Origin of the sequence: Novosphingobium sediminicola (assembly GCF_014196525.1) — a bacterium.
GTDB lineage: Bacteria > Pseudomonadota > Alphaproteobacteria > Sphingomonadales > Sphingomonadaceae > Novosphingobium > Novosphingobium sediminicola.
In genome coordinates, this window is record NZ_JACIDX010000002.1 from 332848 (window position 1) to 346295 (window position 13448).

Genomic DNA, 13448 nt, shown 5'->3' on the forward strand with positions numbered 1-13448 from the left:
CTAAGTGTCAGGGATTCAGGCGAGAATGGGCTGATGACCGCCATTTTCGCCAAAGGCTTCTTCGCGATAGATGCCCAAAGAGCGCATCACCGGCAGATCGTTGAAGGTGAACAGGCAGGCGTCTTCGCCCTCCGACAGGTTGACATGTTCATGCCAGCACCAGCTCGGCACCACGAAAATGTCGCGTTCCTGCCAATCGAAACGCTGGCCATTGATGATCGAATATCCGCGCCCCTTGGCGCATTGATAGACGAAGCTGCCGGTGTGGCGGTGGGCCTTGGTGTGCTGTCCGGCGCGCAGCATCTGCATCGAGGCGCCGATGGTGGGCATCACCGGCCCGCCGGTATGCGGGTTCACATATTCCATCAGCAAGCCGTCATAGGGCGAACCTTCCGACACGCTGGCATAGCGCAGCAGCGCCTCATAGGTCGGTCCCCACTCATATTTCAGCAGCGGCGAATAGGGCTTGGTCCAAGTCACGCCCGCCGGGCGCAATGCCGAACCGGCCCACATGCCCAGCGAGTCATTGACCGGAAAGGAAATCGCCTGCTGAAGTTCGGGGTGGACCTCGTAAAAATTGGCGTCCAGCGCGTTCATCAGCGGAATGTCCAGACCATCCTGCCAGATGCAGACCGTGCCGTCTTCGGAAACGCCATGCTCATGCCATGTGCCATTGGGCGTCAGCACAAAGTCATTGGCGCCCAGCGTCATCTTGTGCCCATCGACATTGGTGAAGGCGCCGCTGCCCTCCATGATGAAGCGCAGCGCCGAGGCCGAATGGCGGTGGCTCGACGCGCATTCGCCCGGCCCCATCACCTGAAGCCCGGAATAGAGCCAGCCCACGGCCGCCACCACATCGGCCCGGCCCGGATTTTCCAGATAAACCACGCGCCGCCCTGCCTGCTCGGGCGTCACCAGTTCGAGCGAGCGCAGCACATCCTCGCGCAGATCGCGATAGCGCCACAGGTAGGGCACTGAGGTCGAGGCCGGCTCCCACGGCTCGATCTTGTTCGCCACCGTCCACAGCGCGCCCGTGCCAAGTGATTGCAATCGCTGATAATAGGCGACAAGTTCGGGCGTATCGGCAACATTGGCGCGACCGATCATCTCTTCGCGATACTGGTCATACGTGCTGGCCATGGGCAGGCTCCTGAAGGGCGTTGGGCGATGCGATAGTATAGGTCTAAAATATCTTGGCGAAACTGTCAAATGCAAGTAACTTGCCTTTCAGCCTCTCTCCGGCTTTCCCTTCTCACTCGTGCAAAAGCTGAGGAAAATCATGACCCAAGCCTTTACCGCCGCTGTCGTTCAGGCCGCCTCCCTGCCCACCGACTCGGTTGCCGCCGCCGCCAAGGCCGCAGGGCTTATTGCGCAGGCCAGCGCCAATGGCGCGAAGATCATCGTGTTCCCCGAAGCGTTCCTGGGCGGCTATCCCAAGGGCGCGTCCTTCGGCACGCCGGTGGGCATGCGCAAACCCCAGGGGCGCGAGGATTTCCGCGCCTATCATGAAGCCGCCATCGACCTGAACGGGTCGGAAGTGGCCACGATTGCCGAGGCCACGGCGGCCACCGGAGCCTTCGTCGTGATGGGCGTGATAGAGCGCGACGGCGCCACGGTCTATTGCACCGCGCTGTTCTTCGATGGCGAAAAGGGCCTGATCGCCAAGCATCGCAAGCTGATGCCGACCGGCGCGGAACGGCTGATCTGGGGCTTTGGCGATGGCTCGACCATGCCGGTGATCGACACGCAGCTGGGGCGAATCGGGGCGGTGATCTGCTGGGAAAACTATATGCCGATGCTGCGCATGGCGATGTATGATCAAGGCGTCACGCTCTACTGCGCCCCCACCGCCGACGACCGCGACGGCTGGGCCAGCACGATGCGCCATGTCGCGCTGGAGGGGCGATGCTTCGTGCTGTCGGCATGTCAGCATATCACGCGGGGGGCCTATCCGGCGGACTATGACTGCGCGCTGGGCGATGATCCGGAAACGGTGCTGATGCGCGGCGGGTCGATGATAGTCGATCCGCTGGGCAATGTGCTGGCCGGGCCGGATTATGCGGGCGAAACGATCCTTTATGCGCAGATCGACCCGGCAGAAGTGATCCGTGGCAAGTATGATTTCGACGTGGCGGGTCATTATGCCCGCCCGGATGTGTTTCAGTTGAAGGTCGATGTCGCCCCCAAGCGCCCCGTCGCCCGCATCGGAGACGCAGGCTGATGGAGTTCGACTTCTCGCAAGTGGCCGGGCCTGATCGTTATAAGCTGATGGCCGCCTCGATCACCCCGCGCCCCATCGCATGGATCACATCGCAATCGGCACAGGGCGGGCGCAATGCCGCGCCCTACAGCTTTTTCGCGATGATGAGCGCCGAGCCGCCGCTGGTGGCCATCGGCCTGATGCGCCGCCCGGACGGCACTTATAAGGACAGCGCGGCCAATATCCTTGAAACCGGCGAATTTGTCGTCAATCTCGTGGCCGAACATGATGCGGAGGCGATGAACCTGACCTGCATCGACGCCCCGCCGGGTGAGGATGAAATCGCGCTGGCAGGCATCGAGACAGCGCCCTCCACCGCCATCGCCCCGCCCCGCATCGCCACCGCGCCCGTCAGCATGGAATGCCGCCTGTATAACAGCATGGACGCAGGGCTATCGACCATCGTGCTGGGCGAGGTTTTGCGCTTCCATATTCAGGACCGCTTTATCGACACGCAGAAATTGCATGTCGATACGCTGGCGATGGGCCTCATCGCGCGCATGCATGGCGCGGGCTGGTACACGCGCAGCACCGACCTGTTGCAGATGGCCCGACCAAGCTGGGCTGACCGTTAAAACAGGAAAGGCGGCGGCATGCATCTCATGCCGCCGCCCCGATCAGGCCGCCATCAACCCTTGATAAAGGCCAGAATGTCCTTGTTCAGCACCTCGGCATGGACGGTCAACATGCCATGGGGATAGCCGGGATAGATCTTGAGGGTGTTGTCGGGGATCAGCTTGGCCTGCAACAGCGCCGAATCCGCCACCGGCACGATCTGATCATCATCGCCATGCTGGATCAGCACGGGCACCTTGATGGCCTTGAGATCTTCGGTCTGGTCGGTTTCGGAAAAGGCCTTGATGCTGTCATACTGGGCCTTGGCCCCGCCCATCATGCCCTGGCGCCACCAGTTCTGGCGGATCGCCTCATTCACGCTCTGGCCCGGCCGATTGAAGCCATAGAAGGGCACCGGCACATTCCAGAAGAAATCCGCCCGATTGGCCACCAGCGCATCGCGGAACCCATCGAACACCGTCAAAGGCAGGCCACCGGGATTATTCGGCGTCTGAACCATGATCGGCGGCACCGCGCCCACCAGCACCGCCTTGGCCACGCGGCCTTCGGCATAGCGCGCCACATAGCGCGCCACCACGCCGCCGCCGGTCGAATGGCCGATGTGGATCGCATCATGCAGATCCAGATGGCGCACCAGCGCCGCCGTATCGCTGGCATAGGTGTCCATGTCATTGCCGTCCTGCGTCTGGGTGGACCGGCCATGGCCGCGCCGGTCGAAGGCGATGACGCGATAGCCCTGCGCCAGGAAGAACATCATCTGCGCGTCCCAATCATCGGCGGTCAGCGGCCAGCCATGATGGAACACGATGGGCTGGCCCGCGCCCCAGTCCTTATAATAAAGCCGCGCGCCGTCGGACGTGGTCACAAAGCCATCACCGGAACGATTTTGAACAGATTGAGTCATGATACACCTCGGGGGAAGGAAGGGGGGAAGGAAGGGTTAGGGGGAATTTCAGGGGTGCCGGGCGGAGTTCGCACTCCGCCCGACCGGATCAGGCCGCATCGACCAGCACGATCTCGCTGTCCTCAATAGCCGTCACGCGCAGCACTTCGACATCGCTGATCGCCACACCGTCGCGGGCCTTGATCGTCTGCTCGTCGATCCGCACCGAGCCGGTGGCGGGGACCAGATAGGCCTTGCGGGTTCCGCCCAGCGGATAATCGGCCGTTTGGCCTGCCTTGAGCGTAGCACCCACCACGCGGGCATTGGTGCGGATCGGCAGAGCGTCAGTGTCTTGCGCATAACCGCTGGCCAGCGTTACGAAATGGCCCGAACGTTCGCCCTTGGGGAAAGGCTTGGCGCCCCATTGCGGCGCATCGCCCTGATGGGTCGGGATGATCCAGATCTGGAAGATCTTGGTCGTGATATCCTCCAGATTATATTCCGAATGGCGGATGCCGGTGCCTGCGCTCATCACCTGAACGTCGCCTGCCTCGGTGCGGCCCTTGTTGCCCAGATTGTCCTGATGGGTGATCGCGCCTTCGCGGACATAGGTGATGATTTCCATGTCACGGTGCGGATGGGGCGGGAAACCCGTGCCCGGCGCAATCGTATCATCGTTCCACACGCGCAGATTGCCCCAGTGGACGCGGGCCGGATCGTGATATTCGGCAAAGGAAAAATGGTGATGCGCATCCAGCCAGCCATGGTTGGCCGCGCCAAGGGTTTCAAAGGGGCGATGTTCGATCATGGGTTTTCTCCTGTGGGGCGCTTCAGGGAGCGCCCTTGCTGAAAACCGATTTAGGCCTTGCGGATCATTCTGTTCAGATGGATAAAATGGACGATAACGTTCGAGAAAATTGAAAAGCGAGATCCGCGCATGAACAATCCCGGCACGCCCACCTTTGACCAGTTGCGGATCTTTCTGACCATTGTGGACACAGGCAGTTTCGCAGGTGCGGCGCGCAAACTCAACCGCGCGGTTTCGGTCATTTCCTATGGCATCGCCAATCTGGAGGCCCAGCTCGGCCTGACCCTGTTCGACCGCGAAGGCACGCGCAAACCGACCTTGACCGTGGCCGGGCGGGCGCTGCTCTCCGAAGCGCGCGGGGTGGCGCAGGGGATCGACGCGCTGCGCGCCAAGGTCAAAGGGCTGCTCGACGGGCTGGAGGCCGAGGTCGATCTGGCGGTGGACGTGATGCTGCCCACGCATCGGCTGGGGCGGATCCTGCGCGCCTTTCGTGCGCAATTCCCCACCGTGCAATTGCGCCTGCATGTCGAGGCGCTGGGTGCGATCACGGCGCTGGTGCTGGATGGCAAGGCGGTGATCGGCCTGTCCGGCCCGCTGTTCGCCGGGGTGGAGGGGCTGGAAAGCGTCAATGCCGGGTCTGTGCCGATGGTGCCCGTGGCCGCGCCCGATCATCCGTTGGCGCAGATGGACCCGATTCTTCCCGGCGCGGGGCGCGATTATATCCAGCTCGTGCTGACCGACCGTTCGCGCTTTACCGAGGGGCAGGATTTCTCGGTGCTTTCCCCGCGCACATGGCGTCTGGCCGACCTTGGCGCCAAACATGCGCTGCTGCGCGAAGGGATCGGGTGGGGCAACATGCCCCTGCCGATGATCGAGGACGATCTGACGACAGGCACTCTCAGCCGCCTTATCATGCCCGATCATCCGGGCGGCACCTATCGCTTTGCCGGGATCTGGCGACGCGATACCCCCCCGGGTCCTGCGGCAGCCTGGCTGATCGAACAATTCGTTGCCACCGCAGAGCATGGGGAGGACATGCTGCCCGATATTTGAGGTGGAATCTTGCGGGGCCCACCTATTCGAAAAAATCGAACATCTTGTCCTATCTTATATCACTTACCTGAAACGTCATCCCGCCATAACTTGCCCTCACAGCAAGCGATGCTGAACCCGACGCACTATCAGACAAGGACACCCCCGATGACCATCACCGCCACCCCGACCCCCGGCAAGAGCCTGATTTCGCCCAAGGATCATACGCTTGTCCTGATCGACTTCCAATCGCAGATGGCCTTTGCCACCAAGTCGATCGCCACCGAAGTGCTGCGCAGCAACGCCGCCCTCGTCAGCAATGCCGCCGCATCCTTCGGCGTCTCCACCATCCTGACCACCGTGGCCGAAAAGAGCTTCTCCGGCCCGATGTTCACCGAAATCACCGACGCCTTCCCCGGCCAGCCCCTGCTCGACCGCACCAGCATGAACACATGGGAAGACGCCGCCGTCATCGATGAAGTGAACCGCATCGGCAAAGAGCGCATCATCTTTGCTGGCCTGTGGACCAGCGTCTGCATCGTCGGCCCGGTGGCCTCGGCCATTGATCAGGGCTTTGACGTCTATTTCATCGCCGACGCCTGCGGCGACATCTCGGTCGAGGCCCACGAACGCGCCGTCCAGCGCATGATCCAGCTTGGCGCCAAGCCGATGACCTCGCTGCAATACCTGCTCGAACTCCAGCGCGACTGGGCGCGCGGCGAAACCTATGACACCACCACCGGCATCGCCCGCCAGTGGGGCGGCGCCTATGGCCTGGGCATCACCTATGCCAAGACCATGTTCGGCGCATCCGAAGGCGGTCACTAAGCCGACCGGGGCCGAATTCGACGATTTCTCGCAGATCGGCCCCCCATTCGCCCGAAAACAGGGATTTCACCATGAAACTCTATCTTCTCTCGCTGGGCGCAGGTCTGCTGGTGGGCGTGGTTTACAGCCTGCTGGGCGTGCGCTCTCCTGCTCCTCCGATCATCGCGCTGGTTGGCCTGCTGGGCATTCTGGCCGGTGAACAGGTGGTTCCCATCGCCCGTCGCGCCATGCAAGGGCAGGATGTGGCCTGCTATCTTCGCGGCAATTGCGCCGATCATGTGCTGGGCCAATTGCCCGGAAATCCTGACAAAAACTGAACCCTTAACCGGAGCCTCCCCCCATGGCCGACCTGATCATCACCAATGCCAAGGTTTCCACTCTTGACCGCGAAAACCCCGAAGCCGAAGCCATCGCCATCCGCGACGGCAAATTTCTGGCCGTGGGCAGCGAAAAGGACGTGCGCGCCGCCGCTCTGCCCGATGCCGATGTGATCGACGCAGGCCGCCGCCGCGTGATCCCCGGCCTGATCGACAGCCATATGCACATCATCCGCGGTGGGCTGAATTTCAACATGGAGCTGCGCTGGGACGGCGTGCCCTCGCTGTCGGAAGCCATGGCAATGCTTAAGGCTCAGGTCGACCGCACCCCCGCCCCGCAATGGGTGCGCGTGGTGGGCGGCTTTACCGAGCATCAATTTGCCGAAAAGCGCTTGCCCACGCTGGCCGAGCTGAACGCCGTGGCGCCCGATACGCCGGTGTTCATCCTGCACCTGTATGACCGCGCCCTGCTCAATGCCGCCGCGCTGCGGGTGGTGGGCTATACCAAGGACACGCCCAACCCTCCGGGCGGCGAGATCGTGCGCGACAGCATGGGCAACCCCACCGGGCTTCTTTTGGCCCAGCCCAATGCGACGATCCTCTATTCGACGCTGGCCAAGGGACCGAAGCTGCCGCAGGATTATCAGCTCAATTCGACCCGTCATTTCATGCGGGATGTCAATGCCTTGGGCGTGACGGGTGTGATCGATGCCGGTGGCGGATCGCAGAACTATCCCGACGATTACGAGATCATCGAAAAGCTGCATCAGGACGACCAACTGACGGTCCGCATCAGCTACAACCTCTTCACGCAAAAGCCGAAAGAGGAACTGGCCGATTTCTCCGGCTGGGCGAAGCAGGTGACGCCGGGGCAAGGCGATGACACCTATCGCCACAATGGTGCGGGCGAGATGCTGGTCTATTCCGCCGCCGATTTCGAGGATTTCCGCGCGCCCCGCCCCGACATGCCCCCCAGCATGGAAGGCGATCTCGAACCCGTCATCCGCCTGCTGGCCGAACACCGCTGGCCATGGCGCCTGCACGCCACCTATGACCAGACGATCAGCCGCGCGCTGGACGTCTATGAAAAGGTGAACCGCGATATTCCGCTGACCGGCATCAATTGGTTCTTTGACCATGCCGAAACCATCAGCGACCGCAACATTGACCGCATCGCGGCCCTTGGCGGCGGCATCGCGGTACAGCACCGCATGGCGTTTCAGGGCGAATATTTCGTCGAACAATATGGCGCCAAGGCCGCCGAACGCACCCCCCCGATCAACAAAATGATCGCGGCGGGCATCCCGGTGGGAGCCGGCACCGACGCCACCCGCGTGGCCAGCTATAACCCATGGGTCTCGCTGTCATGGCTGGTCACGGGGCGCACGCTGGGCGGATTGCGGCTCTATCCTTCGGCCAACCGCGTTTCGCGCGACAAGGCTCTGGCCATGTGGACCCATGAAAACACATGGTTTTCCAATGAAGTGGGCAAGAAGGGCCAGATCAAGGCGGGCCAACTCGCCGATCTTGCCATCCTGTCCGACGATTATTTCACCGTGCCCGAACATGAGATCGTCCATATCCGCTCTGTCCTGACCCTGCTGGGCGGCAAGGTGGTCCATGGCGAGGGCAAGTATGAGCCGCTGGCCCCCGCATTGCCGCGCCCGATGCCCGACTGGTCGCCGGTCGCCACCTTTGGCGGATATCACAAGACCCGCGAGGCCCGCGCGAAACTGGCCTCGGCCTGCGGGTGCCATTCCTCCTGCGGCATCCACGGCCATGACCATGCCGCCGCCCTTGGCGCCAGCGTCCCTGCCGGTGATCCCCAAAGCTTCTGGGGCGCGCTTGGCTGCGGCTGCTGGGCCGTCTGATCCTTTTCCCTTTTTCACTGGAGTCCCCGCCATGAAATCTCTCGCTTTTACCATCGCCCTCGTTCTGGCCACCCCCGCCATCGCAAAGCCTGTCGCCACCCCGGACGTTGGCGTCGCCCCGCAATATGACACCACCCATGTCTATGTTCCCGAAGGCGATTTCGACCGCTTCGTGGCTAGTTTTTCCGCCACTTTCGGCGGCACCACCAGCAAGCAAGGCGCGTTTCAGGTCACACCCACGCCTTCACTCACCAAATCGCAACTGGTGCTGACGCCTGCGGGCACTGTCTCGGTGTTCGGCTTTAAAACGCCCATCCCCTATCCCTTTGGCGATGAACGCACCGGCTATCTCGTCACCGATATGGATAAGGCCGTGGTGGCCGCACGGCGTCATGGCGCGATCCGCCGTCTCAATGATTTCCCCGATCCCATCGGGCGCGATGTGGTCATCCAATGGCCGGGCGGGGTGAATATGCAGCTCTATTGGCACACGGCCACACCGCATTACGCGCCGCTCGCCACCGTGCCGGAAAACCGCATCTATCTGACCGCGGACGCAGCGGGCGCTTTCCTGAAAAGCTGGAGCGGCTATGCTCATGCCCGCATCACGGCCGACGACCGCAAAGCCCCCGGCACCGAACTGGGCCAGCCGACAAAGACCATCCGCCGCGTTTCGCTGACCAGCAACTATGGCAAGATGGTGGTCTTTGTCTCGGACGGCCAGTTGCCCTGGCCCTATGGCCGCGACATGACCGGCTATCAGGTCACGGATCTGTCCGCCACGCTGGACAAGGCCAAGGCCAATGGCGCCGAAGTGCTGATCGCGCCCTTTACCGTGGGCGCGCGCCAGAGCGCGATTGTCCGTTTCCCCGGCGGCTATATCGCCGAAGTGCATCAGGGTGCATAAACCATGGACACCCGCCACGACCCCGCCATGATCGACGCCATTCTCGAATGGCCGATGACATGGACCATCGCCCGTCTCGCGCTGGTCGGGCCTTATCTGCTGGGCGGGGTGGTCAAGCTGACCAACCTGCCCGCCGCAGCCGCCGAACAGGCGCATTTCGGGCTGACCCCACCCTCGCTCTGGGCCGCGATCACGATTGCGGTCGAACTGATCGGACCTTTGCTGGTGCTGTCGGGCCGTCTGGTCTGGCTGGGGGCGGGGATGCTGGGCGTGTTCACGCTGCTGGCGGCCTGTGTGGCCAATGCGTTCTGGGCCATGCCCGTGGGTCAGGACCGCTTCATGGCCACCAATGCCTTTTTTGAACATATCGGCCTGATCGGCGGCTTCGTGCTGGTCGCGCTGGTTTCGGAACGGGCCCAGCGCAGGGATGGGACGCGTCATGCGTAAGTCATGGGGCCTTGCCTTCTTCGCGCTGCCGACTGCCTTATGGGGTGCCAGCCCCGCCTCGGCCCAATCGGCGCGTGAGGCTTGGCAGGCTCCCACCCTTTCGATCACCCGCTATGACGAGGACTGGTCCGATCTGGCCGATGCCGAAAAGCGCGCCCATCATTGGACCGGCCCGTTCAAATATATCCCGGTGGCCGACGATGTATGGCTGTCCACGGGCGCGGAATTGCGCCTGCGCAGCGAAAGCCTATCGGGCAACCAATGGGGCGGCGCGCCCGACCAGACCTATCTCTGGGCACGCGCCCTGCCTTATGCCGATCTGCATGTTGGCCGCCTCCGCGCCTTTGTGCAACCGATGGCCACATTCGCCGCCGGGGTTGAACCGGCGTCCGGCCCCACGGACCAAAGCCGCCTCGACCTGCTTCAGGCCTTTGCCGAAGCCGATCTTGGCCCCATCACCCTGCGCGGCGGGCGACAGATGGTCTCGCTGGGCACGGAACGCCTGATCGGCACGCGCTATGGCCCCAACACGCCGCTGGCCTTTGACGGGGCGCGGGCGATGGTGCACGTGGGCGCGGCCTCGGTCAGCCTGCTGGCGCTGCATCCGGTGCAGGCTGGCCTGCGCGATTTCGATGACCACACCTCCTCTACCAAGGCCCTGTGGGGCGCCTATGCGGTGCTGCCGGGCTGGGATGTCTATTATCTGGCCTATCGCAACCGCAACGCCCGTTTCGGCGGGATCACGGGCCATGAACTACGCCATTCCATCGGTTTGCGCAGCCATGGCGCGCACGGCCGGTTGCATTGGAATGTCGAGGGTATTGCCCAATTCGGCCAATTCGCGGGCCAATCCATCGGCGCATGGACCTTGGGCAGCGAGGTCGGCCTTACCCTGCCCCATGCGATGGATGCAACCATGCGCGTCAACATCATCAGCGGCGACGGCAAAGCGGGAGACAGCCATCTTGGCACCTTCAACGCCCTGTTTCCCAAGGGCAAATATTTCGGCGAACTCTCGCCCGTAGGCCCCGCCAACATCGTCAACCTCAACCCACGCCTCAGCGCCCAACTCTCGCGCAAGGTTTCGGCCAGTCTGGCCGCCATGGCCTTCTGGCGCTATTCACGCGGCGATGGGATCTATGACATTCCGGGCAATCTGATCCGCGCCCCCGGCCTTGGCCATTCCCGCTTCGTCGGCGGCGGCGGCGAGGCCACGGTGGCATGGCAGGCCACCGCCGAACTGGAATTGTCCTCCTCCTTCTCGGTATTTGCGCCCGGCGCTTTCCTGCGCGAAACCGGATCGAGCCGCACCACCACCATGCTCGGCCTTCAGGCCAATTTCCGCTTCTAAGGACCCCCGCCATGACAAAATCCTCTTCTCCGCTACCGGGCCTGCTCCTGCTGCTCTCGGCCACGACGGGCCTTGTCGATGCCGTATCGGTACTGGGGCTGGGCAAGGTGTTTACCGCCAATATGACCGGCAACATCGTCTTTCTGGGCTTTGCCGCCGTCGGCACGCCCGGTTTCGCCATCAAGCCCTATCTGGTGGCGCTGCTGGCCTTTCTGATCGGCGCGCTGGTGGCCGGGCGCATCGGCCAGCGTCTGGGCCAGCGCCCCTTGCGCCAATGGCTGCTGAGCGCGGCCGGGGTGGAGGGCGCCCTGCTGGGACTGGCGGCGGTCTGCGCGCTGGCCTCTGCGCCATGGATCGACGCGATCATCGCGCTGACCGCGCTGGCAATGGGTTTTCGCAATGCCACCATCCGTATGCTCAAAGTGCCCGATCTGACCACCACCGTTCTTACGCTCACGCTGACGGGAATCGCGGCGGATTCCGCGCTGGCAGGCGGGGCCAGCCCCAACCTGCCCCGCCGCATTTCCGCTGTGGCCAGCATCTTTGCCGGGGCCGCCGCCGGCGCGCTGATGGTCACGCTCTGGGGCCTTGCCTTGCCTCTCGCGCTGGCCGCAGGCATGGTGGTGCTGGGTACGATGATCTGCGTGGCCCACCCCGCCGCCGCCCTTGTCCATAATTCCTGAAAGGCCGACGCCATGCCCGCCGAGGTTCGCCACAATCCCGCACAAAACCGCTTTGAATTGCCGATCGAGGGCGATGCGATGGCCATCTGCGTCTATCGCCGCGACGAGGAGGGGCACTATGTCCTGCTCCACACCGAGGTCCCCGACGAATTTGCCGGACAGGGCCTCGCCTCCGCGCTGGCCAAGGGCCTGTTCGCCATGGCCCGCGCGCAGGGTTTCTCGCTGGTGCTGCGCTGTCCCTATATGGCGGCATGGTATGCCCGCCACCCCGACTATGCCGATGTGGTGGCGGGCTGAGGCTCAATCCATGAACAGCAGCGCGGGATGTTCGAGCAGGCGCCGGATGCGCTGAACAAACCGCGCCGCGTCATGGCCATCGACGATGCGGTGATCGAAGGAACTCGACAGGTTCATCATCTTGCGCATCGCCACGAAAGGCCCCTGAACAGCCGGGCGCTCGACAATCTTGTTGGGGCCGATGATCGCCACTTCGGGGTGGTTGATGATCGGCGTGGTGGCGATGCCCCCCAGCGGCCCTAGCGAGGTGATCGTGATCGTCGATCCGCTCAATTCCTCGCGCCGGATCGTGCCGTCGCGCGCCGCCGTGCTCAACCGCGCCAGTTCCGTTGCGCAGGCTCTCATGCTTAGAGTCTCGGCATGGCGGATGACCGGAACCATCAGGCCAGCCGGAGTCTGAACCGCCACCCCGACATGGACCGCCCCATATTGGCGCAGCACGCTCTGTTCATCATCATAATGCGCGTTTATATGGGGAAAGTGGGGCAAGGCGCGGACCAGCGCGCGAATGAAGAAAGGCAGCAGGGTCAGCCTTTGCCCTCCCTCCTGATTCAGTTCGCCGCGCAGCGCCTCCAGTTCGGTCAGGTCACATTCCTCGACATAGGTGATCTGGGGAATGCGCTGATGGGCCTGCTCCATCCTTTCGGCGATCTTGCGGCGCAGGCCGGTGATGGGAATGTCGGTGATGCCCTCGCGCGGGGCGCTGCGCGGTTCTTCGGGCTTGTAAACGCGGGCGATATGGGCCTCCAAATCCTCTGGCGTGATGCGCCCGCCCGGACCCGTGCCCGCCACGGATTCCAGCGCAATGCCCAACTCCCGCGCGCGGTGGCGGGTGGCCGGAGCTGCCAAAGGCGCCTCGGCCTCGGGCGCAAGCTCGACCAAAGGTTCAACCAGAGGTTTGGCCGCCAGCCCTGCCTCCTCCACCGCTGCTTCTGCCGCTGCTTCGGCCTCCACCTCGATCTCGACCAGAACCGCGCCCACGGGCATCATCTCGCCCACCGCACCATGGACGGCCATCACCTTGCCCTCAACCGGCGAGGTCATATCCACCGTCGCCTTGTCAGTCATCACATCGACAAGGCACTGATCCTCGCCAACGTGGTCGCCCGGTTTGACATACCAGACCGCGATTTCGGCCTCGGCGATACCTTCGCCAATATCGGGCAGGCGGAACTGATAAAGGCCCAT

15 protein-coding genes are annotated in these 13448 nt (G+C 63.3%); 11 read left to right on the plus strand and 4 right to left on the minus strand.

Annotated elements, in window-relative coordinates; genetic code table 11:
- Positions 1–15 precede the first annotated feature (15 nt).
- Positions 16–1140 (minus strand): cupin domain-containing protein, encoded by a 1125-nt coding sequence (locus GGR38_RS03935; RefSeq protein ID WP_183622856.1) that lies wholly within the window; start codon positions 1138–1140, stop codon positions 16–18.
- Positions 1141–1279: 139 nt separating this feature from the next.
- Between GGR38_RS03935 and GGR38_RS03940 the strand changes: the two genes are divergently transcribed.
- Both GGR38_RS03940 and GGR38_RS03945 read left to right on the plus strand, forming a co-directional pair.
- The gene (locus tag GGR38_RS03940; RefSeq protein WP_183622858.1) at positions 1280–2221 is read left to right on the plus strand and encodes a carbon-nitrogen hydrolase family protein; all 942 of its coding nucleotides are present in this window, start codon (positions 1280–1282) and stop codon (positions 2219–2221) included.
- Positions 2221–2835, plus strand: coding sequence for a flavin reductase family protein (locus GGR38_RS03945; protein ID WP_183622860.1), 615 nt, complete (start codon positions 2221–2223; stop codon positions 2833–2835). Before GGR38_RS03940 ends, GGR38_RS03945 begins: the two co-directional genes overlap by 1 nt.
- A gap of 53 nt (positions 2836–2888) precedes the next feature.
- Here the strand turns inward: GGR38_RS03945 and GGR38_RS03950 are convergent, their stop codons facing one another.
- Positions 2889–3740, minus strand: a complete 852-nt coding sequence (locus GGR38_RS03950) for an alpha/beta fold hydrolase (protein ID WP_183622862.1) — start codon at positions 3738–3740, stop codon at positions 2889–2891.
- 88 nt (positions 3741–3828) lie between these two features.
- Entirely contained in the window at positions 3829–4527 is a 699-nt protein-coding gene (locus tag GGR38_RS03955) for a pirin family protein (protein ID WP_183622864.1), read from the minus strand.
- A 129-nt stretch (positions 4528–4656) separates the two neighbouring features.
- On the opposite strand from GGR38_RS03955, the gene GGR38_RS03960 reads away from it, so the two are divergent.
- From GGR38_RS03960 to GGR38_RS04000, 9 genes are all read left to right on the plus strand, one after another.
- Positions 4657–5580, plus strand: a complete 924-nt coding sequence (locus GGR38_RS03960) for a LysR family transcriptional regulator (protein ID WP_183622866.1) — start codon at positions 4657–4659, stop codon at positions 5578–5580.
- Between the two features lie 147 nt (positions 5581–5727).
- The gene (locus tag GGR38_RS03965; protein ID WP_183622868.1) at positions 5728–6387 is read left to right on the plus strand and encodes a hydrolase; all 660 of its coding nucleotides are present in this window, start codon (positions 5728–5730) and stop codon (positions 6385–6387) included.
- 71 nt (positions 6388–6458) lie between these two features.
- The gene (locus GGR38_RS03970) at positions 6459–6704 is read left to right on the plus strand and encodes a XapX domain-containing protein (RefSeq protein WP_183622870.1); all 246 of its coding nucleotides are present in this window, start codon (positions 6459–6461) and stop codon (positions 6702–6704) included.
- A gap of 23 nt (positions 6705–6727) precedes the next feature.
- Positions 6728–8575 carry an amidohydrolase gene (locus tag GGR38_RS03975; protein ID WP_183622872.1) on the plus strand — a complete coding sequence of 616 codons (1848 nt, stop codon included), beginning with the start codon at positions 6728–6730 and terminating at the stop codon, positions 8573–8575.
- A 31-nt stretch (positions 8576–8606) separates the two neighbouring features.
- Positions 8607–9482 carry a glyoxalase gene (locus GGR38_RS03980; protein ID WP_183622874.1) on the plus strand — a complete coding sequence of 292 codons (876 nt, stop codon included), beginning with the start codon at positions 8607–8609 and terminating at the stop codon, positions 9480–9482.
- Positions 9483–9485: 3 nt separating this feature from the next.
- Positions 9486–9929: a DoxX family protein gene (locus GGR38_RS03985; RefSeq protein WP_183622876.1), complete on the plus strand. Its 444-nt coding sequence runs from the start codon at positions 9486–9488 to the stop codon at positions 9927–9929.
- On the plus strand, positions 9922–11280 hold the full coding sequence (locus GGR38_RS03990) for an alginate export family protein (RefSeq protein WP_183622878.1): 1359 nt from the start codon (positions 9922–9924) through the stop codon (positions 11278–11280). Before GGR38_RS03985 ends, GGR38_RS03990 begins: the two co-directional genes overlap by 8 nt.
- A gap of 11 nt (positions 11281–11291) precedes the next feature.
- Complete coding sequence (locus GGR38_RS03995; RefSeq protein WP_183622880.1) at positions 11292–11963, plus strand: YoaK family protein; 672 nt, start codon at positions 11292–11294, stop codon at positions 11961–11963.
- A 12-nt stretch (positions 11964–11975) separates the two neighbouring features.
- Positions 11976–12260, plus strand: coding sequence for a GNAT family N-acetyltransferase (locus GGR38_RS04000; RefSeq protein WP_183622882.1), 285 nt, complete (start codon positions 11976–11978; stop codon positions 12258–12260).
- Between the two features lie 3 nt (positions 12261–12263).
- Here the strand turns inward: GGR38_RS04000 and GGR38_RS04005 are convergent, their stop codons facing one another.
- Complete coding sequence (locus GGR38_RS04005) at positions 12264–13448, minus strand: dihydrolipoamide acetyltransferase family protein (RefSeq protein ID WP_183622884.1); 1185 nt, start codon at positions 13446–13448, stop codon at positions 12264–12266.

What these genes read in the sequence shown, in the direction of transcription:
- GGR38_RS03935 (WP_183622856.1), bottom strand. Translation starts at nt 1,140, where the DNA reads ATGGCCAGCACGTATGACCAGTATCGCGAAGAGATGATCGGTCGCGCC.
- GGR38_RS03940 (WP_183622858.1), top strand. Translation starts at nt 1,280, where the DNA reads ATGACCCAAGCCTTTACCGCCGCTGTCGTTCAGGCCGCCTCCCTGCCC.
- GGR38_RS03945 (WP_183622860.1), top strand. Translation starts at nt 2,221, where the DNA reads ATGGAGTTCGACTTCTCGCAAGTGGCCGGGCCTGATCGTTATAAGCTG.
- GGR38_RS03950 (WP_183622862.1), bottom strand. Translation starts at nt 3,740, where the DNA reads ATGACTCAATCTGTTCAAAATCGTTCCGGTGATGGCTTTGTGACCACG.
- GGR38_RS03955 (WP_183622864.1), bottom strand. Translation starts at nt 4,527, where the DNA reads ATGATCGAACATCGCCCCTTTGAAACCCTTGGCGCGGCCAACCATGGC.
- GGR38_RS03960 (WP_183622866.1), top strand. Translation starts at nt 4,657, where the DNA reads ATGAACAATCCCGGCACGCCCACCTTTGACCAGTTGCGGATCTTTCTG.
- GGR38_RS03965 (WP_183622868.1), top strand. Translation starts at nt 5,728, where the DNA reads ATGACCATCACCGCCACCCCGACCCCCGGCAAGAGCCTGATTTCGCCC.
- GGR38_RS03970 (WP_183622870.1), top strand. Translation starts at nt 6,459, where the DNA reads ATGAAACTCTATCTTCTCTCGCTGGGCGCAGGTCTGCTGGTGGGCGTG.
- GGR38_RS03975 (WP_183622872.1), top strand. Translation starts at nt 6,728, where the DNA reads ATGGCCGACCTGATCATCACCAATGCCAAGGTTTCCACTCTTGACCGC.
- GGR38_RS03980 (WP_183622874.1), top strand. Translation starts at nt 8,607, where the DNA reads ATGAAATCTCTCGCTTTTACCATCGCCCTCGTTCTGGCCACCCCCGCC.
- GGR38_RS03985 (WP_183622876.1), top strand. Translation starts at nt 9,486, where the DNA reads ATGGACACCCGCCACGACCCCGCCATGATCGACGCCATTCTCGAATGG.
- GGR38_RS03990 (WP_183622878.1), top strand. Translation starts at nt 9,922, where the DNA reads ATGCGTAAGTCATGGGGCCTTGCCTTCTTCGCGCTGCCGACTGCCTTA.
- GGR38_RS03995 (WP_183622880.1), top strand. Translation starts at nt 11,292, where the DNA reads ATGACAAAATCCTCTTCTCCGCTACCGGGCCTGCTCCTGCTGCTCTCG.
- GGR38_RS04000 (WP_183622882.1), top strand. Translation starts at nt 11,976, where the DNA reads ATGCCCGCCGAGGTTCGCCACAATCCCGCACAAAACCGCTTTGAATTG.
- GGR38_RS04005 (WP_183622884.1), bottom strand. Translation starts at nt 13,448, where the DNA reads ATGGGCCTTTATCAGTTCCGCCTGCCCGATATTGGCGAAGGTATCGCC.